Annotated in this window: 1 protein-coding gene; it reads right to left on the bottom strand. The window is 64.2% G+C overall.

All coding sequences use genetic code 11. From position 1 onward, the window contains the following. Positions 1–34: 34 nt before the first annotated feature. Positions 35–26,611: a non-ribosomal peptide synthase/polyketide synthase gene (locus ACKAMS_RS25665; RefSeq protein WP_408989764.1), complete on the bottom strand. Its 26,577-nt coding sequence runs from the start codon at positions 26,609–26,611 to the stop codon at positions 35–37. Between the last annotated feature and the right edge of the window lie 125 nt (positions 26,612–26,736).

The following is a 26,736-nucleotide window of genomic DNA, read 5'->3' as shown; positions in this document are numbered from 1 at the left end:
TGTGTGTTTCACTCATACCCATGTCGAACCTGGTTCAGACACCCCACTGAGCGATAACTTCCCGCAATCGTACAGCTATGGTTGCCGCCGGACCCGGTTCGATCATCTGGTTGTGTTCACAGTCGACTTCGGTGACTCGGATGTCGCCTTGTACAAACCTTCGCCATTCGGCCACGTCGTGTCCGTTCTCCGTAGATCTTCCGGCTACGAAGAACTCGATGGCCCCAAGATGGACAGGCGGTTGGTGCCGATTCGTCAATTCGACGGAGTGGGAGTAACCGCGACTGATCCGCGCTAGATGCTCCGCTTCGATTCCGATTCCGGCGCCCAGGGTCTGCTCCAGCAATTCCGCCGCTTCTTCGAAGGTTTCGACGGTCTCGGATCCCGCCGGCATCGCCAGCCCGGCCAGTAGTTCGGAGACCGAGAGTTCCGCGGGCTGATCGGAATCCGACGACGGATAGCTGTCGAGGATCGACAACGTCACGTCACGTCCGCTCCGAGTGAGACTGTGCGCCACGGCGTGTGCGATGACGCCGCCGAGCGACCAGCCGGCCAGATGGATCGGGCCGGTCGATGCCACGGCTGCAATGCGATTCGCGTAGTCGTCGGCGAGTTCGGTCAGCGAGTCGAAGCTGGGTCCGCCGCTCAGGGACGGTAGCTGAAGACCGTAGACGGGTTGATCCAGCTCGAGGTGCTTGACGAATTCTGCATAACCCCAGGACAATCCGATACCCGGATGGACGAAGAACAGTGGTGCTCGATCGGATCCGGCGCGCAGCGTGATCATCGGGGCGAGCAGATCCGAAGAATCGTCCGGCGAGTGTGCGTCCATTCCGTCGGCCGCACGGGCGACACCGGCCGGTGTCGGATCCAGGAAAAGCGACTGCAACGGCACTCGCATCCCGAGGCGCTTCTCGAGTTCGATGGTTATTCGAGTGGCGACGATCGACGTTCCTCCCAGTTCGAAGAAGTCGTCGTCGACACCGATGTGCTCGTGACCGAGCACTGCCTCGAAGATGTCGACGACCGTTCGTTCGGTGTCATTGGTCGGCGGCGCGTACGGGACTGTACGACGCTCGAAGCTCGGCGTCGGCAGTGCTTTACGGTCCAGCTTGCCGACCGGTGTCACCGGAATTCGGTCGACGACGACAATCGCGCCGGGAACCATGTGCGCAGGCAGGCGAGAAGACAGGTGGCGGCGAAGCTCCCAGTCGTCGACGGTCTGTCCTTCTACAGGCTGGATGTAGGAGGCGATCATCGTCTCCCCCGACGGTGCTTCGTGCCCAAGTGTTGCGGCGAAGTAGACGGATGGGTGTGCCATCAGGACTGAGTCGATTTCGCCCAGCTCGATGCGGAATCCGCGGACCTTGATCTGGAAGTCGCTGCGACCGAGGTATTCGAGTGTGCTGTCGGAGCGCCAGCGCACCAGGTCGCCTGTGCGGTACATCCGCTGGCCGGGTTCGCCGAACGGATCGGCGACAAATCGGTCGGCGGTGAGGTCGGGACGATTGTGGTACCCGCGGGCGAGTCCGGGGCCGGTCACGTACAGCTCCCCGATGACTCCCACTGGCACGGGCTTGAGGTGCCCGTCGAGGACCAGGCCGGCAAAGCCGATGGCCGGTCGGCCGATGTTGATGTCCTTGCCCGGCCGCATGGGTTCACTGACGCTGGCCTGGATGGTGGATTCGGTAGGTCCGTATCCGTTGAACATGCGGCGGTCTCGGCCCCAGATGTCCACGAGTTCGGGTGGGCAGGCTTCGCCACCGACTGCGAGCACGCGGAGTTCTGGCAGCGCGGAGCTTTCGATGGAGCTGAGCGCGGTCGGCGTGATGAACGCGTGTGAGACGTGTTCGTCGGCAAAGATTTCGGCCAGTTCGGATCCGCCGAAGACCGTGGGTGGGATGACGACCAGGCAGGCTCCGCTGCCGAACGCCATCATGAGTTCGAAGACCGAGGCGTCGAAGCTCGGTGATGCCAAGTGAGAGATACGCGAATAGGGCTGGACGTTGAATCTCTGATGTTCCTCGGCGTTGAGGTTGGACAAACCGAGGTGGGTGACGATGACGCCCTTCGGCTTCCCGGTTGAACCCGAGGTGTAGATCAGGTACGCGGGATGCCCGTGATGCAAGGGGATCGTGCGGTCGAGGTCGGTGATCGCGGCGGCGCTCTGGCCGTCGATCTCGTCGACGGTCTGCGCTTCATCGAGGACCATCCACTCGACCGTGTCGGGAAGTTGACTGCGGTGAGCGTCGTCGGTGATGCCGAGTACGGCCCGCGAATCGTCGAGCATGTGGTTGATGCGATCGTCTGGATAGTTCGGGTCGACCGGCAAGAATGCTGCTCCGGTTTTCGTAACCGCCCAGATGGCGACGATCTCCGCCGTGGACCGCGGCAGACCCAGCGCCACAAAATCTTCGGGTCCGACACCGCGCCGGCACAACGCTCGAGCCAGCTTCGTCGATTCCTCGTCGAGTTCGCGGTAGGTCATCGACCCCTCGCGACTCGAGAGAGCTGGAGCATCCGGGTTCGAGGCGACTGCCTCGGCGAGGATCTCCGGCCACACCTGCACGCGAGTCGCTGCTGCACCGGATGCCGGCACCAGGGCTGCTGTTTCGTCGGCGGCGAGGATGCCGATGTCGGCGATACGTGTTGCGGGTTCGCGTCCGACAGTGTCGAGGATCAGACGCAGGCGGTCGGCAAAGCGCCGAATGGTGGCGGGTTCGAAGAGATCGGTTGCGAAGTCGAAGGCAGCGGACATCCCGGCCGGGGCGCCGGACTCGTCGAACTTCTCGTCGACGATCAGTTCGAGATCTTCCTTCGCGTATTCGGTTTCCACGGTGAGGCCTTCGATATCGAGGCCGGGCAAGTGGAAATGCGCTGGTTCGTTGTTCTGAAGTTCGAGGGCGACCTGGAACAACGGTGAGTACGACGTGGATCTGGTCGGATTGATGACGTCGACGAGCCGTTCGAATGGCAGATCCGAGTTCTGGAATGCGGCCAGATCGATTTCCCGGATGTGTTCCACCAGTGCGGCAAACGTGATGTCGGGGTCGACGCCTGTGCGCAGGACCAGCGTGTTGACGAACATTCCGACGAGATGGTCGAGCGCTGCCTGACCGCGGCCGGCGATCGGTGTGCCGATGGTGACCTCTTCGGCGCCGGACAGTTTCGACATCAGCACGGCCAGTGCGCCGTGCAGAGCCATGAACATCGTGACACCGTTTGCCCTGGTGAGGTCCGCGAGGGCGCGGTGGGTGTTGGCGTCGATGTCGAAGGTGAATCGGTCACCGTGGAAGGTCTGTTGTACGGGCCGCGGGTGGTCGGTGGGCAGTGCGATGACGTCGTCGAGGCCGGCGAGTTGCTCACTCCAGTAGCGCAATTGGCGACTGATGACGGATTCCGGATCGTCTTCCGATCCGAGGACGCGGTGCTGCCACAACGTGAAGTCCGCGTACTGCACTTCGAGTGGCGCCCAAGTGGGTTCGGTTCCTGCCGTGCGCGCCAGGTAGGCCGTCATCACGTCGCGTGCGAGCGGCGCCATCGACGAACCGTCGGCGCAGATGTGATGGACCACGACAAACAGAATGTGAACGGGTTCATCGGTGTCGAGCCGGAAGAGCGCGACGCGCAGCGGCAGGTCCACCGACACGTCGAAGCCGGTCGTGGCGAGTCGTTGCATGCGCTCTGCCAGTTCGTGCTCCCCCAACGTCATTTCACGAACCGGCGGTACGGCCTCGTCGGCGGTGAGCACTTTCTGAATCGGATCGCCGCCGACGGCGGGGAACACCGTCCGCAGGGTTTCGTGCCGCTCGACGACGTCGGCGATCGCCTGTTGCATGGCGGTGACGTCGAGGTCACCGGTGAGGCGAACAGCTAGTGGGATGTTGTACGCGGCTGAGCGTGTGTCGAACTGGTTCAGGAACCACATGCGCTTCTGCGCCAACGAGAGCGGCACGTTACCGTCGCGCTCCATGGGAGTGAGCGGCACAGTGCCGACGGCAGTGACAGCGTCGGAAAGCCGTTCGGCGAGCTGAGCTGTCGTCGGTGCCTCGAAGAGCACGCGCACCCCGACGTCGATGTTCAGTGCGGAATTGAGCCGCGAGACCACGCGAGTGGCGATCAGCGAGTTGCCGCCGAGTTCGAAGAAGTTGTCGTCGACGCCTACCTGCTCGACGCCGAGTACATCGATGAAGGCGTCGGCGATCCGACGCTCGAGGCTGGTGCCGGGAGCCCGGAATTCCACGCCGGTTCCGGTGAACTCCGGGGTCGGCAACGCTTTTCGATCGAGCTTGCCGACCGCGGTGCGCGGTAGCTCGTCGACGATCATGATGCTGGCCGGAACCATGTGCGAGGGAACACGTCCGGCGAGGTGCGCGGTGATCTCTGCCCCGGTCAGCGTCGACCCTTCCTCGACGGTGAGGTAAGACGCGAGAACGGTTGCGCCGGCCGGTCCGTCGACGCCGAGTGTCACGCAGTTCGTGACACTTGCCATTGCAGTGATCTGGGCGTCCACCTCACCGAGTTCGATACGGAATCCGCGAATCTTGACCTGGAAGTCGCTGCGGCCTACGTACTCGATGGTGTGATCGCTTCGCCAGGAGGCGATGTCACCGGTGCGGTACATCCGGTCGCCTGGCTTGCCGAAGGGGTCGGCGACAAATCGCTCGCTGGTCAAGCCGGGACGCCGGTGGTATCCGCGAGCCAGGCCGATGCCGGCGATGTACAGCTCGCCGGGAGCTCCGACGGGCACCGGTTGCAGGCGCGAATCGAGGATCATCTCGTGCACACCGCGGATCGGGCCACCGATCGTGATGGGTGCACCCACTGTCATGGGTTCGCTGATGTCTGCCATGACGGTTGTCTCGGTGGGGCCGTAGGCGTTGACGAATTCCCGCCCGGGTGCCCACAGACCGACGAGGTGCGGTGGCAGAGCCTCTCCCCCGACGACGACGTGCCGGAATTCGTCCAGGCCGGCCGGATCGACGGTGGCGAGTGCCGCCGTGGTGACGAACGCGTGAGTGACGTGTTCGCGGCGGATCAGACTTGCCAGTTCGGCGCCGCCGTAGATGTCGGTCGGGACGATCACCATGGTTGCTCCGACACCGAATGCCTGCAGGTACTCGAAGATGGCTCCGTCGAAGCTGGGGGTGGCGAAGTGCAGGGTCCGAGAGTGGTGATCGGCGTGGAATCGACGTTGCTGATCGAGCGCGAAGCTGTCGAGTCCGGTGTGGGTGACGACAACTCCCTTGGGTCGGCCGGTGGATCCCGAGGTGTAGACCACGTAGGCGGCGTTGTCCATGACCACCGGTGCAAGCCGTTCGTCCTGGGCGATCGGCAGCGTGCAGCTTGTGGCGACGTCGTCGTCGAATGCTTCCTCTCCGAGCACCAACCAGGACACGATGGGTGGCAATGTGTCGATGGCGTCGACGACGGTCAACCCGAACAACACCTCGGAGTCGCTGAGCATGTGTTCGATTCGGTCGGCCGGATAGGTGGGGTCGACGGGGACGAACGCTGCGCCGGTCTTGGCCACTGCCCACACCGCGAGTACTGATTCGACGGACCTTTCGATGCCGATGGCCACCGACGTCTCGGGCCCGGCGCCGCGGCGGATCATGGCTCTGGCCAACTGGTTCGAGCGTCGGTCCAGTTCGATGTAGGTCATGGAACGGCTGCCGGCCGAGAGCGCGATGCGGTCGGGATATGTGGCGGAGACGTCGGCGAGTATTTCCGGGAGCGTACGAGCGGAGCGACCCGGGGATCCGAAGACCGGCGCAAGATCACGGCTCTCGAACTCCGTGAGAACCTGCAGGCGGGCCAGCGGCTGATCCGGTGCCGACGCCAGCTGCTCGAGGACGATGCCCACGCGCTCGGTGATCTTCGCGACTTCGCGGGCGGAGAAGTGCGTCGGCAAGTACTCCATCTTCAGGTTCAGCGTGTCACTTTCCGACGCGACAACGGCAATCGGATAGTGCGCCGAGTCGCGTCCGTCGATGCCGAGGACGTGCATTCCCGCGATGTCGGTTTCGGCGGTCAGGGCTGCCTCGTCGACGGGATACGACTCGAATACCGTCAGGGTGTCGAATGAACCGGCGGCTCCCACTGCTCCCGCGATGTCCGACAGTCCGATGTGGTGGTGGTCGAGTAGTGACGCTTGCTCGGATTGGACGCGAATGGCCAGTTCCGCGAGGGTTTCTCGGGCGTCGAGGCGGATTCGGACGGGCACTGTGTTGATGAACAGGCCGACAATCGATTCCACACCGGACACCTGTGGTGGGCGTCCGGAAACGGTTCCACCGAATACGACGTCGTCGCGGCCGAGGAGTTCGGCGAGCACGATTCCCCAGGCCACTTGGACCAGGGTTGCCATGGTCAATCCGCGGCTTCGCGCGAACGCCCGAAGGGTCTCGGCTCGTTCGGTCGGCAGCGAGTACGAGTGAATGTCACTGGCAACGGTTTCGGCGGCGGTGCTCGCTTGCGAGAGTTGGGTGGATGAGTCCACTCCTCGTAGCGCTTCCTGCCAGGCTCGCAGAGAAGAGTCGGGGTGCTGCTTCGAGATCCAGGTGAGGTAGTCGCGATACGACTGAACTCTGGGCAGAATCTCGGGGTCGCCGTCGGTTGCGTAGAGAGTGAGCAGGTCTCGAAGTAACAGAGGGGTTGACCAGCCGTCGAGCAGGATGTGGTGGTTCGTCACGACGAAGCGTGCTGTGTCCGGTCCGAATCGTACGAGCATGAACCGGATCAGGGGTGCTGTTTCCATGTCGAAACGCTGAGCGCGATCACGCTCGAGCAGCTGAGCGAACGCGACTTCACTGTCCTCGGTCCCGGACAGGTCGATCTCGGCCCAGCCGATCTCGACACCGGAACGGATTACCTGCAGCGCCCGCCCTCCCGGCGCGGAGACAAATCCCGCGCGCAAGCTCGGATGACGATCAACCAAGGCCTGCGCGGCGCGACGCAGGCGCGGTGCCTCCACTCGACCCCCGAGCTCGAGGGTCAGTTGCACCATGTATGGATCGATTTCCGTTTCGTCGAACTGGGCGTGGAAGAGCATGCCCGACTGCAGCGGTGACAGTGACCAGATATCGGTCAGGTCGGGGAACCTACGCTCGAGCTGTTCGATGCTCTGCTGATCCGCGGTGACGAGATCGAGATCGGTGGGCGTGAGCTCGCGCTCGGAGTGTTCGTCCACGTATTCACTCAACGAGCCGAGTGCTCGGGACCAGAGTTCCGCCAGTTCCGTGACTTCGTCCTCGCTGAGGATGCCGCGGGGGAAGGACCACGTAGCGCGCAGAATCGGACCGTGCGCGGTGTCGGTGGTGACGGCATTGATGTCGAGCACCGACGCGGCGGCAAGATCTCCGCTGTGCGCTTCGTCGAGCGTCACTTCCGAGATCGGCAGCCACGGCACCTCGCCGTGCTCGGGGTCCGAGCCGGCAAAACGTCCGAGGTAGTTGAACGAGATCTCAGGTGTGGGCAACTCCTGTAGTTCTTCGTTTCGGTCGAGGTACTTGAGCATCCCGAACCCGATGCCGTTGTCCGGCAGACCGAGCAGCGTTTCCTTGACGACTTTCACAGCGGAGGCCGCGGTTGATCCCCCGGACAGTGCATCGACGACATTGAGTCCGGTGAGATCGATCCGGACGGGGAACAAGGTGGTGAACCAACCGACTGTGCGCGAGAGGTCGGCGCCAGGCGCTGCGTTCTCCTCGCGCCCGTGTCCCTCGAGATTGACGAGCACTTCCCCGCTGCGCTGTCCGCGCGATCGACGCCAGGCGGTGACTGCAATCGCGAGAGCAGCAAGCAGCCCGTCGTTCACCGAGCCTCCGAAATGTCGTGGCACCGCCGAGATGATGTTCTCGGTCACCGAGGTCGGTACGTCGACGCTGACGCGGTCGACGGTGGCTCCGACGTCGACCGCGGGGTCTAGCCCGCGCGTTCCGAGCATTGGTTCGTCGGTCCGCATCCTCGACCACAGGTCGATCTCGTCGCGTCGATCTGCGGCGGTCTCGGCGAGCGCTGTCGCCCAGCGACGTATCGACGTTCCGCCGGGGGGAAGAATCGGTGTTTCGCCGTCGAACGCCGACGCATATGCCGTGACCAGGCCGGGGACCAGCATTCGCCAGGACACACCGTCGACCGCGAGGTGATGAAGTACCAGGAGCAACCGTCCCGCCTCAGGCCGGTTGCCGTTCGCGCTGACCGGATCCAACCAGACTGCGCTGATCATCTTGCCGTGCTCGGGATCGAGTCGGCTGGATGCGTCCTGCATCGCGGCTTCTGCCGCGCGTAGGAATTCTTCGCCGCCGGTGGACACGATGGGGGTTCGGTGCAAGATGTCGGAGGCTGCGACGGTGCCGGGTTCGCTGATCTCGAGTTGGTGAGTCACGGCCTCCAGACGTGCCCGCAGTACGTCGTGGCGGTCGAGGATCGTTTGTAGTGCGCGCTCCAGTGCGGGGCCGGACACATCCGCGGGCAGTGCGATCAGCGCGCTCTGGCTGTAACTGCGGATCGTGCTCAGGTCACCGCGACTGCGTTCGACGAGCCACTCCATGATCGGTGTGAGCGGTAGCGGGCCGGCTCCCCCGCCGGGTAGCTCGGTGAGAACCGGTGCGGTTTCCGATGATTCGATGAGGAGGACCTTGGTGAGGCCGGCCACGGTTTTCGCTTCGAAGACGTCCCGCGGAGTGAAGATGAGGCCTGCGGACTTCGCCCGTGAGACGAGTTGGATCGACATGATCGAATCGCCGCCGAGGCCGAAGAAGGAATCGTCCACTCCGATACCGCCCCGCCCCAGAACCTCTCCGAAGAGGTCCGCGAGGACCGCTTCGGTGGCGGTGGCTGGTGCCCGCGTCGCCTCGGTTGTTCCCGTCACGGTGAAGTCCGGAGCCGGGAGGCTGCGTCGGTCGAGCTTTCCGTTGACCGTCAGCGGAAGTGATTCGAGGACGACGATCGCGGTGGGCACCATGTACTCCGCGAGTTCGGCGGCGACGAAGTCGGTCACCGTCGCTGAATCGACGGTATTGCCTGTTTCGGCGACCACGTACCCGACGATCCGCGGTGACGCTCCCTCTGTGCGAACAAGTGCTACCGAGGCAGCGACGCCGGGGCAGCGGAGCATTGCGGCTTCGATCTCTCCGAGTTCGATGCGGAAACCACGCACCTTCACCTGGAAATCACTGCGGCCCACGTACTCCAACTGCCCCGCGTCGTTCCACCTCGCCAGGTCCCCGCTCCGATACATTCGATCCCCCGAACTACCGAATGGATCGGGAAGGAACCGCACCGAAGTCAATGCGGGTTTCCCGAGGTATCCCCGAGTCACCTGGTCACCGGCGACGTACATTTCGCCGACAACACCTGGTGGCACCAGGTTCAGTCGCCGATCGAGTACGTAGACGGACAATCCTGGTACTGCTCGCCCGATGATGCTCGCCGACGCGTGCTCGCTGTCGTTGCGGTCGAGCGCGATTCGACTGACGTGCACTGTCGTCTCGGTGATCCCGTACATGTTGACCAGCGTCGGCGCCGTGTCGGCCCGCCGGTCGTACCACTTGCGCAATTGCCCGAGATCGAGCGCTTCTCCACCGAAGACGACGTAGCGCAGTGCAAGGTCGGGACCGGTGCCGTTCGGTGAGTACGCACGGTCGGCTTCGGCGAGTTGGTAGAAGGCGGTGGGTGTTTGGTTCAGCACCGTCACTCGCTCACGGCGGAGCAGTTCGTGGAACATGTCCGGCGATCTGGTCGTGTAGTAGTCGACGACGACCAACCGGCCACCGTGCAGCAGTGGCCCCCACAGCTCCCAGACGGAGAAGTCGAATGCGTACGAGTGGAACATCGTCCACACGTCCGTGTTGTCGAACCCGAATGTCGGGGAGGTGTTGTCCATCAGAGTCAGGACGTTTCGGTGGCTGACCTGGACACCTTTGGGGCGCCCTGTGGATCCGGAGGTGTAGATGATGTACGCGATCGCGTCGGGCAGAAGTGGTGTCGTCCGGTCCGCGTCGGTGATGCGGTGTGGCGCGGAGTGATCGAGGCGTACCGCGATCTCCGGCGATCCGAGTTCGACGATGTCGATGCCGGATTCGATGATCTCCGAAGGTAGGTCGCTTCGGAAGTCTCCGGTCGTGACCAGGCATACCGGCCGCGCGTCGTCGAAGAGGAATCGCATGCGCTCGGCCGGGTAGGTGATGTCGACCGGCAGGTATGCCGCCCCGGTTTTGATGACGGCGACGAGGGCGAGCACGAGATCGGTGGTTCTGGGCATCGCAACGGCCACCACGGATTCCGGACCGATACCGCGGCCGATCAGGAGCCGCGCCAGGCGGTTCGCGCGCCCGTCCAGTTCGGCGTACGTCATGGCGCCGTCGCTGTCGTTGACCGCGGTCGACGACGGATGTGCTGCAACAGCTTCGAAGAATCGGTCCGCGATGTTGTCGGCCGGAGCCGGTTCGGCGTGAGTGTTCCACTCGGTCAGCATCTGTCGACGCTCGCCGGCGCCCACGACGTCGATGTCACCGGTAGGAGTCGACGGCTCTCGGGAGACCGCCTCGAGGAGGGTGAGCAGTCTGTGCGAGAACGACTCGATCAATCCATCGTCGAACAGGTCTGTGGCGTAGATGAATTCGGCGTCGATTCCATCCGTTCCGCCATCCGCGTCGTAACGCTCGGTGACCGAGAGTTGCAGATCGAACTTGGCGACGGGTAGGTCGAACTCGACTCCCGAGACCGACAGCCCTGGCAGTTCGAGTTGCGGTAGCGCGTTGTTACGGAACTCGATGAGGATCTGAAACAACGGAGTGTGCGACGTCGAGCGTTCCGGGGCGAGTGCGTCGACCAACCTTTCGAAGGGCAAGTCGGTGTGTTGGAACGCGCCGAGGTCGCCTTCGCGAACCTGGGCGAGTACGTCCTCGAACGACGCGTCGGGCGTGATCTGTGTTCGCAGCACAAGAGTGTTGACGAACATTCCGACCAGGTGATCGAGTTCGGCCTCGCCGCGTCCGGCGACAGGTGTACCGATGGCGATGTCCTCGGTACCCGCCAGGCGTGCCGCAAGTACCGCCAGTGCTGCGTGCATGACCATGAACATGGTGCTGCCGTGCTCGCGGGCCAGATCGGTCAGCGCCCGATGGGTCTGCGGCGATACCGCGAACCGGTGAACAGAGCCGACCATGGACGGCTTTGCCGGACGTGGGAACGACGTCGGCAGGGCGATCGGCTCGCCCAGTCCCGCGAGTCGGTCCTTCCAGTAATCGAGCTGACGGGTCAGAGCCGAGTCCGGATCTTCCTCGGAGCCGAGCACTTCGTGCTGCCACACAGCGAAGTCGCCGTACTGCACGGCCAGTTCCGACCAGCTCGGCGCACTGCCGGCGCTGCGGGCCGCATAGGCCGCTGCCACGTCCGCTGCCAGGGGGTTCATCGAGAACCCGTCGGCGACGATGTGGTGGACGACGATCACGAGTACGTGCCTGCGCTCGTCCCCGTCGACGCGCAGGACCGCGCAGCGGATCGGAACTTCGGCCGAGGCGTCGAAGCCTGCCGAGGCCAGCTCGAGGATTCGATCGGACACTCTGGCAGCAGTGACGATTTCCGGCTCCAGGATCGGCATGACCTCGTCGCTGGACATCACCTGCTGCACCGGCTGTCCGTCGATCGAGGGGAACTTCGTCCGCAAGCTCTCATGGCGACCCAATACGTCCGCTACCGCGGCCTGCAATGCGGCGAAGTCCAGATCGCCGTCGAGGCGCACTGCCAGGGGAACGTTGTAGGCCGGCGAGGTCACGTCGAACTGGTTGAGGAACCACATCCGCTTCTGTGCCAATGACACGGGCAGTGGATCCGGGCGAGATCGCCGAGTCAACGGTGGTCGGGGGTTCTCGCCGCGGCCGACACTCTCCGCCAGACGAGACAGCTGCCGAACTGTCGGAGACTCGAACAATCCTCGAACGCCGATGTCGGTGCCGAGAAGTGCGTTGACGCGGGCGATGACGCGGGTCGCGGTCAGTGAGTTTCCGCCGATGTCGAAGAAGTGAGTGTCGACACCGATCGGGGACACTCCGAGCACGTCCTCGAAAACGCCCACCACCAGCCGTTCGAGCTCGGTCGCCGGTGCAGCGAGTGTTTCGGGATCGGTGTCGAAGCGAGGCGCAGGAAGAGCAGCTCGATCGACCTTGCCGACGCCGGTCAGTGGTAGCTCGTCGAGCACGACGACGCTCGCGGGCACCATGTGTGCCGGCAGTAGCTCCCGTGCCGCCGCCCGGATGTCCTCGGCGCTCACCGGGCGTTCGTCGTCGCAGACGACATATGCCGCCAAGGCCTGCTCGTCGGAGGGTCCGCGCACCGCCAATGTGACCGCGTACTCCACACCGGGCAGCTGACCCAACGCCGTGTCGACCTCGCCTAGTTCGATACGGAACCCGCGGATCTTGACCTGGAAGTCGCTGCGTCCGAGGTACTCGATGGTGCGGTCACTGCGCCAGCGCACCACGTCTCCGGTGCGGTACATCCGCTCCCCCGGCTCGCCGTACGGGTTGGCGACAAATCGTTCGCTCGTCAGCGATGAACGCCCGTGATAGCCGCGCGCGAGTCCAACTCCGGCGACATACAGTTCGCCGGGAACTCCGACGGACACCGGTTGAAGTCTGCGATCGAGGACGACCTCGCTGAAGCCGCGGTTCGGCGGCCCGAGATAGACCTTCTCACCGGCTGGGATGGGGTCACTGAGGTTGCAGGAGATGGTGGTTTCGGTGGGTCCGTAGACGTTGACGAACGATCTTCCCGGCGCCCAGGTGCGCACCAGGTCCGCCGAGGGCGCCTCGCCACCGACCGTGATGGTGGTCAGTTCGTCGAGTCCCTCGGGATCCACCGACGTCAGCGCTGCGGGCGTGATGAACGCGTGCGTGACATGTCCCTCTCGGAGAACGTCGGCCAGTTCGGCCCCTCCGTAGACGGTGGTGGGAGCTACGACCAGTTCGCCGCCGACGGCGAAGGCGAGCAGATACTCGAGAACGGAGGCGTCGAAACTCGGCGAGGCGAAATGCAGTGCGCGTGAATTCTCCGTGAGACCGTAGCGATGACGCTGTTCGTCGGCGAAGTTCTCGAGACCGGTGTGCGTGACGACGACACCCTTGGGCCGGCCGGTCGAGCCCGAGGTGTAGATGAGGTAGGCAGTGTTCTCCAGCCGCGGGGTTCCCCGGCGCTCGTCTTCGCGTAGCGGTGACGTGGACACTCCGGAGAGCCGAGTGGCGTTCTCCGGGTCGTCGAGTTCGAGCCACTTCGTTGCGCCACCGCCGGCCGGTGCGTGTGCAGCCGTGGTCATTCCGAGCGATGATGCCGAGTCCTCGAGCATGAACGAGATCCGGTCACTCGGGTAGCGAGGATCGATCGGCACGAAGGCGGCGCCGGTCTTGGTGATCGCCCAGACCGCTGCGACGGATTCGAAGGACCGTTCCACACAGATCGCCACCCGTGAGTCCGGGCCCGCGCCTTCCGAGATGAGCACGCGCGCCCACTGATTCGACGCCTCGTCCAGCTCTCGATAGGTCATCTTTCTGTCACCACAGGACAGTGCGACCCGTTCGGGGAATCTGCTCGCGGTGTCCGAAAAGATGCGATCGAGTGTCCTTACCGAGCGGCCTTGCCGGCCGCGCGCGGGAACCAATTGCTGCACTTGCGAATCCGGCATCAAACGCAGTTTCGCCAGCGGAAGATCCGGTTGTGCGGTGATCAGTTCGAGGGTGCGGAGCAGCCGGTCCGCGATCGCGTCGATGTCGTGATCGCCCAGGACTCCCGGGAAATACTCGAATTTGAGCCGTAGTCGCCCGTCTGCCGCAGAGGCAACGATCGCGAGTGGATAGTGCGCGGCATCCTCGGCGTCGTGGACGTCGAGAACGTGCATTCCGGCGATGTCGGTGCCCGAGGAGAGTCCACCGCGGTCGACGGGATACGACTCGAACACAGTCAGCGTGTCGAACGATGCAGCGGCCCCCACTGCCGAAGTGATGTGCGAAAGCCCCACATGATGGTGATCGGACAACCGCGCCTGTTCCGCTTGGACACGAACGCACAGCGCTGCCAGTGACTCTCGCGGGTCGAGGCGAACTCGGACGGGGACAGTGTTGATGAACAAACCCACCATCGACTCGACGCCGGACACCTGGGGTGGTCGGCCGGAGACGGTTCCACCGAAGACGACGTCGTCGCGGCCGAGGAGTTCGGCGAGCACGATTCCCCAAGCCACCTGGATCAAGGAGGCTGTCGTCAGGCCACGGGAGCGGACGAATCCACGCAGAAGTTCCGTCTCACGTTCTCCGAGGGCTGTGGTGGTCGAGCGTGAGGTCGCGCCGTCCTCGTCGACGGCGTGAGTTCCGGTCAGCAGCGTCGGGTCGTCGAGTCCGCGGAGTGCTTCGCCCCAGGCTTCGATCGACACGCTGTCGTCGCGAGTGCTGATCCAGCTCAGATAGTCCCGGTAGGGGTGCACGCGTGGGATGGCACTGTGATCACTGTCGGTGGCGTAGAGCGTCAGTAGGTCACGGACCAGCAGCGGCATCGACCATCCGTCGAGGAGGATGTGGTGGTTGGTCAGGATCAACCGATACGCGTCGTCTCCGGTTCGCAGAAGCAGGAACCGCAGCAGGGGAGGCGTGGCCATGTCGAAGCCTCGCACCCGATCCGCATGGAGGAGCTCGCGTATCTCGGTTGCCTGTTCGGTGGGGGCCAACGGAGAGATGTCGATCTCGGTCCACGGCACGTCAACGTCGGCGCTGATCACCTGCACCGATCGCCCACCGGTGTCGGTCGTGAACGCAGCGCGCAGGTTCTCATGACGGTCGAGCAACGCCTGTGCGGCGCGGTGCAACCGGGACGCGTCGACGCCGTCGAGTTCGAGTGCGAGTTGGACGGTGTACGCGTCGACTGTGTGTTCGGCGTAGCGGGCGTGGAAGAGCAGTCCGGATTGCAGCGGTGAAAGGGACCAGACGTCGGTCAGTGTCGGGAACTCGCGCTCGAGGTGGTCGATGGACTCCTGGTCCAGTTCGATCAGGTCGATGTCCGACGGTGTGAGTCCCCCGCGTTCGCTGTGTTCGGCGTAGGTGGCCAGAGCGCGCAACGACTGCACCCAGAGTTCGGCGATGGCGCGAGCATCGCGCTCTGCCAGCACGCCGGTGGGATAGGCGATAGTGGCACCGATGTGCGGTGCACCCGAGATTTCGGTGGTGACGACATTGACGTCCAGGACCGAACCCACGGGCATCTCGGACCGAGCTGCCGCTTCCAGATCGACGTCGCGGGCCAGCGCCCAGTCCCCCAGCGACTCTCCTGCCTCGGTGCCGGAAAAACGACCGAGATAGTTGAACGAGATCTGCGGTTGACGGAGATCTTCCAGTTCCGCTCGGCCCACCTCGTCGAGATAACGCAGAACTCCGTACCCGATGCCACTGTCCGGAACTCCCAACAGTTCTTCCTTGACCCGCTTGAGAACCACCGCTGCCTCGGGGCCGCTGCTCATCACGTTCGCGATGTCGATGTCGGCGAGGTCGATTCGCATCGGGAAGACACTGGTGAACCAGCCGACGGTGTGCAGGACGTCCGCACCGGGCACCACGTGAGCCTCGCGTCCGTGACCTTCCATCGAGACGAGCACGTTGTCGGTTCGTATGCCCTGTGCCTGCCTCCACTGCGTCAGTGCCAGCGCGAGAGCAGCAACGAGACCGTCGTTGACGGATCCACCGAAGAGCGCGGGAAGCGTGGTCAGGACTGTGTCGGACAGTTCGACGGGCACGTCGGCGACAACTCGGCCGACCGAATCGAACGTGTCGAGCCGCGGGCCCAGCGGCCGGGTTCCGATCAGGGGGTCGTCACCTTCGAGGATCGAACGCCACCGGGGCAATTCGACTCTTCGATCGGGCGCGATGTCACGGAGCGCATGCGACCAACGACGAACCGACGTGCCCGAATACGACGGCTCCGGCTCCTCGCCGGCGTCGATCCGGTGGAAAGCGGACGCAAGTTCCGGTACGAGCACGCGCCAGGACACGCCGTCCACCGCGAGGTGGTGGATCACCAGGAGCAACCGGCCGGTGTTGCGTACGCCGGACAACCAGACGACCCGCACCATCTCGCCCCGGACGGGGTCGAGTTCTCGACGTGCATCACCCAGGGCGGCGACGATCGCCGCGTCGAACACGGCGGAGCCCGGCTCGGCCTCGACCTCGACTACCCGGCAGATGTCCTCGGCTGCAACAGATCCCGGATCGCCGACAACGAGCCCGCGCTCGCCGTCGAGTTCGAGGCGCGCGCGAAGGATGTCGTGACGATCGAGAACGACTTGAAGCGCTGCGGTCAACTGCTCCACACTGCGAAGCCCGTGCGGCGCATTGAGAAGGGTCGCTTGGGAGAACGAATCGAGCCCCTGGAGATCGGAGCCGAGCCGGTCGAGCCACCACTGTGCCACCGGCAACAACGGCACGTGGCCGACGCCGCCTCCGGGAAGTTCCTCGAGCACCTCGGGTTCGTCGTCCTTGGTCGATGCCAGCAAAACCGCAAGACCGGCGACCGATTTCACCTCGAAGACGTCACGCGGGGTGAACACGAGCCCGGCGTCGCGGGCACGGGCGACGAGCTGAATCGACATGATCGAATCGCCGCCCATCGAGAAGAACGAGTCGTCGACGCCCACCGATTCGACACCGAGGACATCGACGAACAAGGCGGCCAGCGTGCGCTCGGTATCGGACTCGGCAGCCCGCGAGCGTGCCTGGGTTGCTCGCAGGTCGGGAACCGGCAGGGCTCGGCGGTCGAGCTTTCCGTTGGCAGTCATCGGCAGTTCGTCGAGCACGACCACCGCCGCAGGAACCATGTACGGGGCCAGAGCCGAACCCGCGAACGCGATGACGGCCTCGGGATCCACAGTCTGAGCATCGTTGGCGGGCACGACGTATCCGACGATTCGCGCGGCGCCTCCGTCACGTTCGAGCGTGGTCACCACGGAATGCGCGACCCCGGGATAGCGAGCCAGAACTGCTTCGATCTCGCCGAGTTCGATGCGGAACCCACGAATCTTGACCTGGAAATCACCTCGGCCCTGGTACTCGAGTTCGCCGTTCTTGTTCCACCTGGCGAGGTCGCCGGTGCGGTACATCCGTGTGCCCGCACTGCCCGCGGGATTGGGCACGAAACGTTCGGCGGTGGTGCCGGCGCGGTTGCGGTAACCGCGGGCGAGTCCGTCGCCACTGACGTACAGCTCCCCCGTCACTCCGACCGGGACGCGGTGCAGGCGATTGTCGAGGACCCACGCAGTGATGCCTGTCGACGGGCGGCCGATCGTCACTCGATCGGCCGGGGCCATCGGCTCGGTGATGCTGGCGACGACCGTCGATTCGGTCGGTCCGTAGGCATTGATCATGATCCGGTGATCACTGACCCAGGCGGCGACGAGATCGGGCGGGCAGACGTCGCCACCGGTTCCGATGCAAACCAGCTCGTTCAGTTCGCTCGGATCGACCGTGGCCAGAGCGGCCGGGGTGATGAAGGCGTGCGTGACGTGCTGATCGGCGATCAGGCTCGTCAGTTCGGTTCCGCCGATGATGCTCGGTGGAGCGATGACCATCGTGGCCCCGGCACCAACGGCCATCAGGAGTTCGAGAATCGAGGCGTCGAAGCTCGGTGAGCTGAAATGCAGCGTGCGCGACGTCGATTCCACCCCGAATCGACTACGTTCCTGTTCGGCGAGTGCCGAAAGCCCACGGTGAGTGACCATGACACCTTTGGGGACGCCGGTGGAACCGGAGGTGTAGATGACATAGGCGGGATTGTCCAGAGACACCGTCCCCGACAGTTCCGAGGCCTCCAGCCGCTGATCTCCGAACTGTGCGAGGGTTGCCAGTGTCTCGGCCTGATCGAGCAGAACTGCGTCTGCCTCGTCGGGGACGACACCCACATGCTCGGCGGTGGTGAGGACGACGCCCGCTCCCGAGTCGTTGATCATGTGATGTACGCGGTCGACGGGGTACGCCGGGTCGACGGGTACGAATGCGGCGCCGGTCCGAGCAACCGCCCAGATCGCGACCACGGATTCCAGCGAGCGTGGCAATGCCAGGGCGACAACGGATTCCGGACCTGCCCCGCGTCCGATCAACAGTCGTGCAAGCCGATTGGCGCGGCGGTCCAGATCGGAGTACGTCAGATGTCGGTCGCCGAAAATCAGTGCAGTTCTCTGCGGTTCGTCGACGTACTTCCGCTTGAGCAACGTCGAGAAGTGAACCTGGCCGGGAAGTTCCGGTGCAGACACGACGCTCATCGTGTCGGTGTCGACCACGAGATCGATGTCGCCGACCGGAGTGTGCGGTGATTCGGTCACCGCACCGAGGATCCGAACAAGATATCGAGCGAAGCCTTCGACCGTCGACTCGTCGAACAGGGCGCTCGCGTAGGTGAACCCGGCCTCGATTCCCGCCGGCCGGCCGTCGTCGTCGAATGTCTCGGCAAGCGTGAGTTGCAGATCGAAATTCGAAACGGCGGATTCGAGTTCGAGGACCTCGACCTCGAGGTCCGTCAGACGAACTGCTGGTCGACTGGTGTTCTTGAACTCCAGCATCACCTGGAACAACGGGGAATGCGAAGTCGACCGCTCCGGAGCCAGTGCATCGACGACGCGCTCGAAGGGGACGTCTGCGTGAGCGAAGGCGTCGAGGTCGGTGCTGCGAACTCTGGCCAACAGATCGGTGAACGAGGCTGCGGGGTCGACGTCGGCGCGCAGCACCAACGTTCCGACGAACATACCGACCATCGGATCCAGGAGGGCATTTCCGCGTCCGGCGATCGGCGAGCCGATCGTGATGTCTTCCATGCCGGACAATCTGGCCACGAGCACCGCGTACGCGGCGTGTATCGCCATGAACATACTGCTTCGGTGTTCGATCGCGGTTTCGCTCAGACGACGATGGATGCCGGCATCGATGTCGAATCGAACGACGCCGCCCGAGAGATCCTGTACACGCGGCCGCGGGCGATCTGCGGGGAGCGCGAGAAGCTCGGGCACACTTGCCAGCTGACGTGTCCAGTACTCGAGCTGGCCGGCGAGGGTGCTCTCCGCTTCGTCGATCCGTCCGAGTGCCCTTTCCTGCCAGATCGCGAAGTCCGCGTACTGGACCGGGAGAGGAGACCAGTCGGGGACCTCACCTCGATGCCGTGCCGAGTACGCGCTCATCACGTCGAACGCCAACGGTGCCATCGAGAATCCGTCGGCGCAGATGTGATGGACGACCACAGCCAGGACGTGATCTTCTGCGTCGACCTCGATCAGTTCGGCCCTGATCGGTGGAGCCTGCGTCACGTCGAAGCCCCTCGCGGTGACGCGTTCGATCTCCCCGAGTACCGCTTCGGTGCTCGCGCCGACAATCGGTAGCGACCCCAACGCTTCAACGGGTTCCACGATCACCTGCGCCGGCACTCCCTCGATCATGGGAAACAGCGTGCGCAGCGATTCGTGGCGATCGAGCACATCGATGATCGCGCCTTCCAAGGCCGCAACGTCCAACCGGCCTCTCAGCCTGATCGCTATGGCCACGTTGTACGCCGCGGAGGTGACGTCGAATTGATTGACGAACCACATGCGCTTCTGCGCCAGCGACAGCGGAATCGACTGTGGCCGCGGCAACGCCTCGAGCGGAAGAACGGTTGCTCCCCCTCGCGCCGTTGCGCACTCGACCGCCAACTGCGCAACGGTCGGCGCGTCGAACAACTCTCTGATCGACAGGTTCAACGACAGTGAATCGTTCACGCGCGCCACGGCGCGGGCAGCGACGAGACTGTTTCCGCCGATCTCGAAGAAGTTGTCGTGAACACCGACGGCCCCGGATTCCAGCAGCTCCTCGAAGATCGCCGCCAACTGTGCTTCGAGCGGTGTTCTCGGCGCCAGATACGTCTGCGAACTGTCGAAGCTGGGAGCGGGCAGAGCTTTCCGATCGAGCTTGCCGGTCGAGCCGAGCGGAAACACGTCGAGGGCGATGACCACTGCGGGAACCATGTAGGCGGGAAGGAGACCTCTCAACTCGGCGTGCATGCCGTCCGTGTCGATCGAGGTGCCTGTCTCGGCGATGACGTAGCCGACCAAGCTGTCACCGACCACGTCGTCGTGATGGACGAGAGCAGCAGCTTGCGTGACACCGGGCAGCCTGAGCAACGCTGCTTCGACCTCGGCGAGCTCGATGCGCTGGCCGCGGATCTTGACCTGGAAATCGCGTCGACCGACGTAGTCGAGCAGCCCGTCGGCGCGCCACCGGACGACATCACCGGTTCGGTACATCCGGGTGCCAGCCGGGCCGTACGGATCGGCCACGAATCTGTCGGCGGTGAGATCGCTGCGCCCGAGGTATCCACGCGCCAGTTGCACTCCCGCCAGGTACAGCTCGCCGTGAACGCCGACCGGAACGGGATGCAGCCGCCCGTCGAGGACATAGAGCTGGGTGTTCCACACAGGAGCACCGATGGGAACGGTGACGGTCATGTCTGGGGTGAATTCGGCGGCGCTCACGTCGACGGCAGCCTCCGTGGGTCCGTACAGGTTGAACAATCCTGCAGAACTCAGACGGGTGAACGCCTCCGCGGTGGTGGGAGCGAGAGCTTCACCGCTGCAGAACACCTGACGCAGGCTTGCGCACTGCCCGGCAGTCGCGACCGCGACGAATTCCGCGAGCATCGACGGAACGAAGTGCGCCGTCGTGACGCCTTTTTCGGCCATCAACGCCGACAGGTACCCGGGATCACGGTGCCCCTCCGGTTCCGCGATCACCAACTGCGCACCAGTCTGCAGGGGCCAGAACAGTTCCCACACCGAGACGTCGAATGTCACCGGAGTCTTGTGCAGCACCACGTCCGACGCGTGAAGTGGGTACGCGTCTTGCATCCACAGAAGGCGATTGACGATCGAACGGTGTGATACTGCAACGCCTTTCGGCCGACCGGTCGATCCGGACGTGAAGATCACGTATGCACCATTGTCCGGGAGGAGGGGTCGGATCCGATCAGCGTCGGTGATCGGCACCGTCGTGGACACGGGACGATCGAGATCGACGTCGACGATCGGGACTCGCGCGGGAAGTGCGCCGTGGTCCTGGGGCCGGCTCAGCACACAGATCGGTGCGGCGATGTCGAAGACGTACGCGATACGTTCGGCCGGATGGTCGGGGTCCACCGGGACATACGCCGCACCGGCACGGATCACGGCGTGGACCGCGACGAGTAGTTCGGGTGACCGGCGAATCGACACCGCGACGCGCATGTCCGGGCCGACACCGTGGGCGATGAGGGTTCTGGCAAGTTCACTGACCCTCGCGTCGAACTCCGCATACGTCAGTGTCCGCTCGCCGTAGATGAGCGCGGCCCCCTCGGGCGTCCGGGCTGCCTGCTCCGCCACCAGGTCGGAGAGGGTGGTGATCGGTACGGCGTGTTCGGTGGCATTCCAGCGCTCGAGGACCAGTTCCGCCTCGCCCACAGCTGTGAGATCGACGTCGCCGACGATTGATTCGGGGTCGGCCGCTACCGCGTCGAGGAGCATCGTGAAGCGATCAGCGAGGCCCGACATGGTGTCCGAGTCGAAAAGTTGGCTGGCATAGTTCAACTGGCCGTCGAGATGGTCGCCGCGGTCGGTGAGAATGACCTGAAGATCGAACTTCGCTGCACCCGTGGACAGTTCGTCAACAGTGACGTCGAGCTCGGGCAAGGTGACCTCGGCGGGAGCAGCGCCTTGCATCACCAACATGACCTGGAACAGCGGTGCCTGGCGCTCTGCGAGGGATTCGACGAGTACGTCGTACGGCACTTCGGTGTGCTGCAAGGCCGCCACGTCGACGTCCCGGACGCGGGTGAGAACTTCACCGAAGGTGAGTCCCCCGTCGAGAACCGTCCTCAGCACCACCGTGTTGACGAACATTCCGACGACGTCGTCGAGGGCGCGCTCGCTACGCCCGGCCACCGGGGTGCCGATCGTGATGTCGTTCGCTCCACATTCTCGACTGAGCAGGACGGCCAGCGCTGCGTGGATCACCATGAACACGCTGACGTCGCATCGCGCCGCGATCTCGCCGACCCGGCGGTACGTCGCGGAGTCGATCCGGAAATCGAGATCGCCACCGCGCAGCGAGACACCTGCAGGCCGCGGGTGATCCATCGGCAGTTCCGCGAGCTCACCGCGTTCGGCGAGCGTGTGCGACCAGAACCGCAACTGCTCGGCGAGAATCGAATCCGGGTCGGACGCTTCGCCGAGCGCTCCTCGTTGCCATTCGCTGAAATCGCCGTACTGCACTTCGAGCGGCAACCACGCCGGTACACGCCCGCTCGCCCTCGACGCGTAAGCGACCATCACGTCACGAGCCAGCGGCGCCATCGACAGGCCGTCCGCTGCAATGTGGTGAACGACGAGGACCAGCGTGTGCTCGCGTTCGTTCACCTCGAGCAGAGTGGCGCGGATCGGCACCGATTCGCTGACGTCGAATCCCGTTCGTGCCAGTTCGCTCGCCCGCGCTGCGGCCGCTGCGGCAGGCACCGTTTCCACCTCGAGATGATCGAACATCTCGTCCACACCGAGAACGTGCTGGACCGGACCACGGGCGCTCTCGGGGAAAACGGTCCGCAAGACCTCGTGCCGAACGATCACGTCCCGCAGTGCGGTGAACAGTGCGTCGACGTCGAGATCGCCGGTCATCGAAACCGCGATCGGAATGTTGTACGCCGGCGAACTCGGATCGAGTTGATTGGTCAGCCACATACGTTGCTGAGCCAGAGATACCGGTATCCGGTCAGGGCGATCGATACGCGTCAGTGCTGGGGCGCGCGTGTTCCGCGAGTCCGCGAGGTCTGCGCGAGCAGCCAGAGCGGAGACGGTCGGCGCCTCGAAGAGGTCGAGAACGCTCAGCGTCGTCCCGAGTGCTCCGTTGACCCTCGACACGACTCGGGTCGCGATCAGCGAGTCACCGCCGAGGTCGAAGAAACTGTCGTCTGCTCCCGCCCTGGTGATGCCGAGCAGATCGCAGAACACCGCAGAAATTCGCTTCTCGGTCGAGGTCTCGGGGGCACGGTATTCGGCCGTGCCGCCAGCCGAATCGATGTCCGGTAATGCTTTCCTGTCGATCTTTCCGGCGGGAGTCAGTGGAATGGAATCGAGTACGACGATCCGCGACGGAACCATGTGCGCCGCCAACGAGGATCCGGCGTGGGCGATCAATTCGGAGTTGTCGATGTGCGTGCCCTCAGCCGCCGTGACGTACGCCGCCAACAGTGTTTCCCCACTCGGGCCCGAAACTCCGGCGGTGACAGCCTGCGCGACGCTCGGATGGCGGCGCAGTACGTCGTCGATCTCGCCGAGTTCGACGCGGAAACCGCGGATCTTGATCTGGAAGTCGCTCCGTCCGAGGTACTCCAGCTCACCCGCGCCGTTCCACCGCGCGAGGTCACCCGTGCGGTACATGCGCTCTCCCGCAACGCCGTTGGGGTCGGCGACGAATCGTTCGGCCGTGATCGTGGCTCGCGCGTGGTATCCACGCGCCAAACCGATACCGCTCACATAGAGTTCGCCGGCGACACCGATCGGCACCGGTTGAAGCCGCGAATCCAGGAGGACGGCCGCGGCGCCGCGCATCGGCTTTCCGATCGTGACGGGAACATCGCTGCTCAGCGGTCCGGTCAGGGTGGCGACGACGGTGGTTTCGGTCGGTCCGTACGCGTTGAACATCGAGCGTCCGTGTGACCACTGATCTACCAGCGCGGGCGAGCAGGCGTCGCCGCCGGTCACGACCACTCGTAGATCCGGTAGGCCGGCGGGATCAACAGTTGCCAGCGCGGCCGGGGTGACGAAAGCGTGTGTCACCCGGCCGACGCGCATCACCTGGGCCAGTTCGTCGCCGCCGTACACGGTGGGCGGCGCTATCACCATCGTCGCCGCGCCGCCGAAGGCAAGGAGAAGTTCGAGTACCGAAGCGTCGAAGCTCGGCGACGAGAAATGCAGGGTGCGGTCGCCTGGTTCGACTCCGAACCTGATTCGTTCTTCGTCGGCGAAGCTGCTCAGCCCGCGGTGACTGACCACGACGCCTTTGGGGACGCCGGTAGATCCCGAGGTGTAGATCAGGTAAGCCGGGTCGTCGTAGCGAACGCGTGAGCGACGTTCGCCATCGTCGAGCGGTGCGTCCGAGCGGTACGCGTTCGGTTCGTCGGTGCTGAATTCGTCCAGAAGCAGCCAGTCCACCGAATCGGCGAGCCCGGCATGGTGCTCCCCCACGCTGATTCCGACAACAGCTCCCGAATCGGTGAGCATGTGCCGAATACGATCCTCGGGGTAGTGCGGATCGATCGGAAGGAAGGCGCCGCCGGTCTTGGCCACTGCCCACGTCGCGGTCACCGATTCGATCGACCTCGACAGTGCAAGGGCGACGTAGGTGCCTGGGCCGACTCCCCTGTTGATCAGTTCGCGGGCGAGTGTGTTCGACTCGGCGTCGAGTTCCCGGTAGCTCACCTCACGATCACCGAAAACGAGCGCCGGGGCATCGGGGTTCACAGCCGCGGCCCGGCGGAGGATATCGGGCAGGGTCAACGGCGCGGACGCGGTCGCTCCCCGTGCCGGCATAAGGAACTCACGCTCGAACTCGTCGAGAAGATCGAGATCTCCGACCGACGTTCGCGGGGCTGCCGCTGCGCCCGCAAGGATCCGCACCAGTCGCGAGAGGAAGGCTTGGACCGTGGATTCGGCGTAGTGCTGCGTGGAGTACGCCACCTCGAGGGCGCCGGTATCCGCGTGGACGTCGATCGCCACATCGAGGCCGGCAATCGTGGTCTCCTGCGAGCCGTCGTTGAGATGGACGTGCAACTCGGGCAGCTCGGGGATACCTGCCGCCGATCGAACCAACAACGTGTCGCGTTCTCGAGCAAGAAAACTCACGAACTCGTCGAACGGCGCCGCCGGATCGACCTCGCAGCGCAGCGGCGAAGTCCCCCACTCGGTCCTCGTTCCGATCAACACGTCACGGCGCTCGGTCGATCTCGACAACAATGCCGCAAATGCCGCGTGGACAACGGCAAAGAGTGAGACATCTTCCGTACGTGCAAGTTCGGCGACCGCGGGATCGAGCGGGAAGCTGAGCCGATTCGTAGTGGTCGGCTCCGATTCTGCGTCGATTCGCTCGAGCCCCAGCGCCGAACCCTCGTCGGAGTCCCCCAGATATCCAGCCCAGAACCTTTCGGTTTCCCTCCGCTGCGCACTGCGTGCCCCGGCCTCGGCGCTTGCCGGATGAATCCGGTTCATCGGCGTACCGGCCGGTGCTGCTGTCAGTTCTGCGACCAACTCGGTGAACGCCCGGTGGTGTTCAACCAGTTCGTCGTGACCGTAGCGATTGGGGTTGCCACGAAAGTCGATCAACGTCTGAGCTGGGTCGCCACTCTGGTACACGTTGACCAGGAGATCCTCGACGGGCCCCGACGTGACGATGTGAAACTCGCCGGTCAGTGATCCCAGTGTTATCTCCTGCCGGAATAGCATCACATTCATCATCGGACCGGACAGTCGTGCATCGCCGACCGCCAAGCCCGCATCGCGCCTGATGTCTTCGAGACTGCATCGCTGATGACGAAGCGCGCCGAGGAGTTCGAGTTGGACCCGCCCGACCAGATCGTCCACGCTTTCGTCGGGGTCGACGTGGATGTGAAGGGGCGCGACGTTGACCAGCATTCCGCCGGAGCGTTGCAGCGGTGCCGTGGTCCTCGCCGAGACCGGCAGATTTATCAGAACGTCGTCGTAGCCGGTGTTGCGAGACAAATAGCACGCCAGTGCAGAAATCAGCACCGCCGCCGCAGTGGCACCGGAACGCGAATTCCACTCGTCCAAGGCAGCAAGGCTGTTCGCCGACATCGCGGCACTGACGAGTTCGCTACGCGCAGTCGGAGGTCCCTCACGCGTTGCCAACGTAGAACCGTGCTCGACGCCGGACACTCGCTGGGCCCAGTATTCGCGGTCGGCCTCGAACCGACTCGATTCGCGGTACTTCTGATCGAGTTCGGACAGCGTCGTGACGTCGAGCGCCTTGTTTACCGCAGGCTCCCGGCCCTCGACTGCTGCGGTGTAGATCGCGGCAATGCGATTCACTATCGTCATTCCGCTGTATCCGTCGAGAGCAACGTGGTGAATCCTGGTGTACCACAAGTAGTCTCGATCGCCAGTTTGGAGAATTGTCATCTCGACGAGACGATCACGCGTCAAGTCGAGCGTCGTCGCGTAATCGTTGTCCATCCACTCCGACGCAGCCTGCCGAGGGTTCTCACGCTCGCGGAAGTCGAAGTAGTCGATACCCGGATCGATCGTGAAGTCCACGATCTGGCACGGCTCACCATCGGGGTACATCAACCGCAGAAATGGCGACTCGAACTCGTGGGCGGCCTCCACTGCAGCGCGGCTGAGCAGTTGCATGTCCAGGTCGCCGTGGAACTCGATGTACTGCGCAATGAAATACGGCACCGTCGGGTGAAGTTGCTGCGCAAACCACATACTGCGCTGCACCGCTGACAGGGGAAACGCCCCTGCCGGCAGGCTTCGCGATCCGGTCAGCGGATCGATCCTCTTGCCGGTATCCATCACGACCACCCCCACACAGCGTTGTGACGATCAGCGCCGGGAACTGTGGCTCGGGGATTGAAGAGAAACATCGCACCGCCTCGATATCGAGTGGAAACCATGTGGCGATCCTGCGAGAGCGCAGC

It is taken from the genome of Rhodococcus sp. 5A-K4, from assembly GCF_046097995.1.
GTDB lineage: Bacteria > Actinomycetota > Actinomycetes > Mycobacteriales > Mycobacteriaceae > Rhodococcus_F > Rhodococcus_F erythropolis.
This window is presented reverse-complemented; position numbering and strand designations above follow the sequence as displayed.

Excerpts from the sequence above, each read along its gene's own strand:
- ACKAMS_RS25665 (WP_408989764.1), bottom strand. The coding sequence starts at position 26,611 with ATGGATACCGGCAAGAGGATCGATCCGCTGACCGGATCGCGAAGCCTG.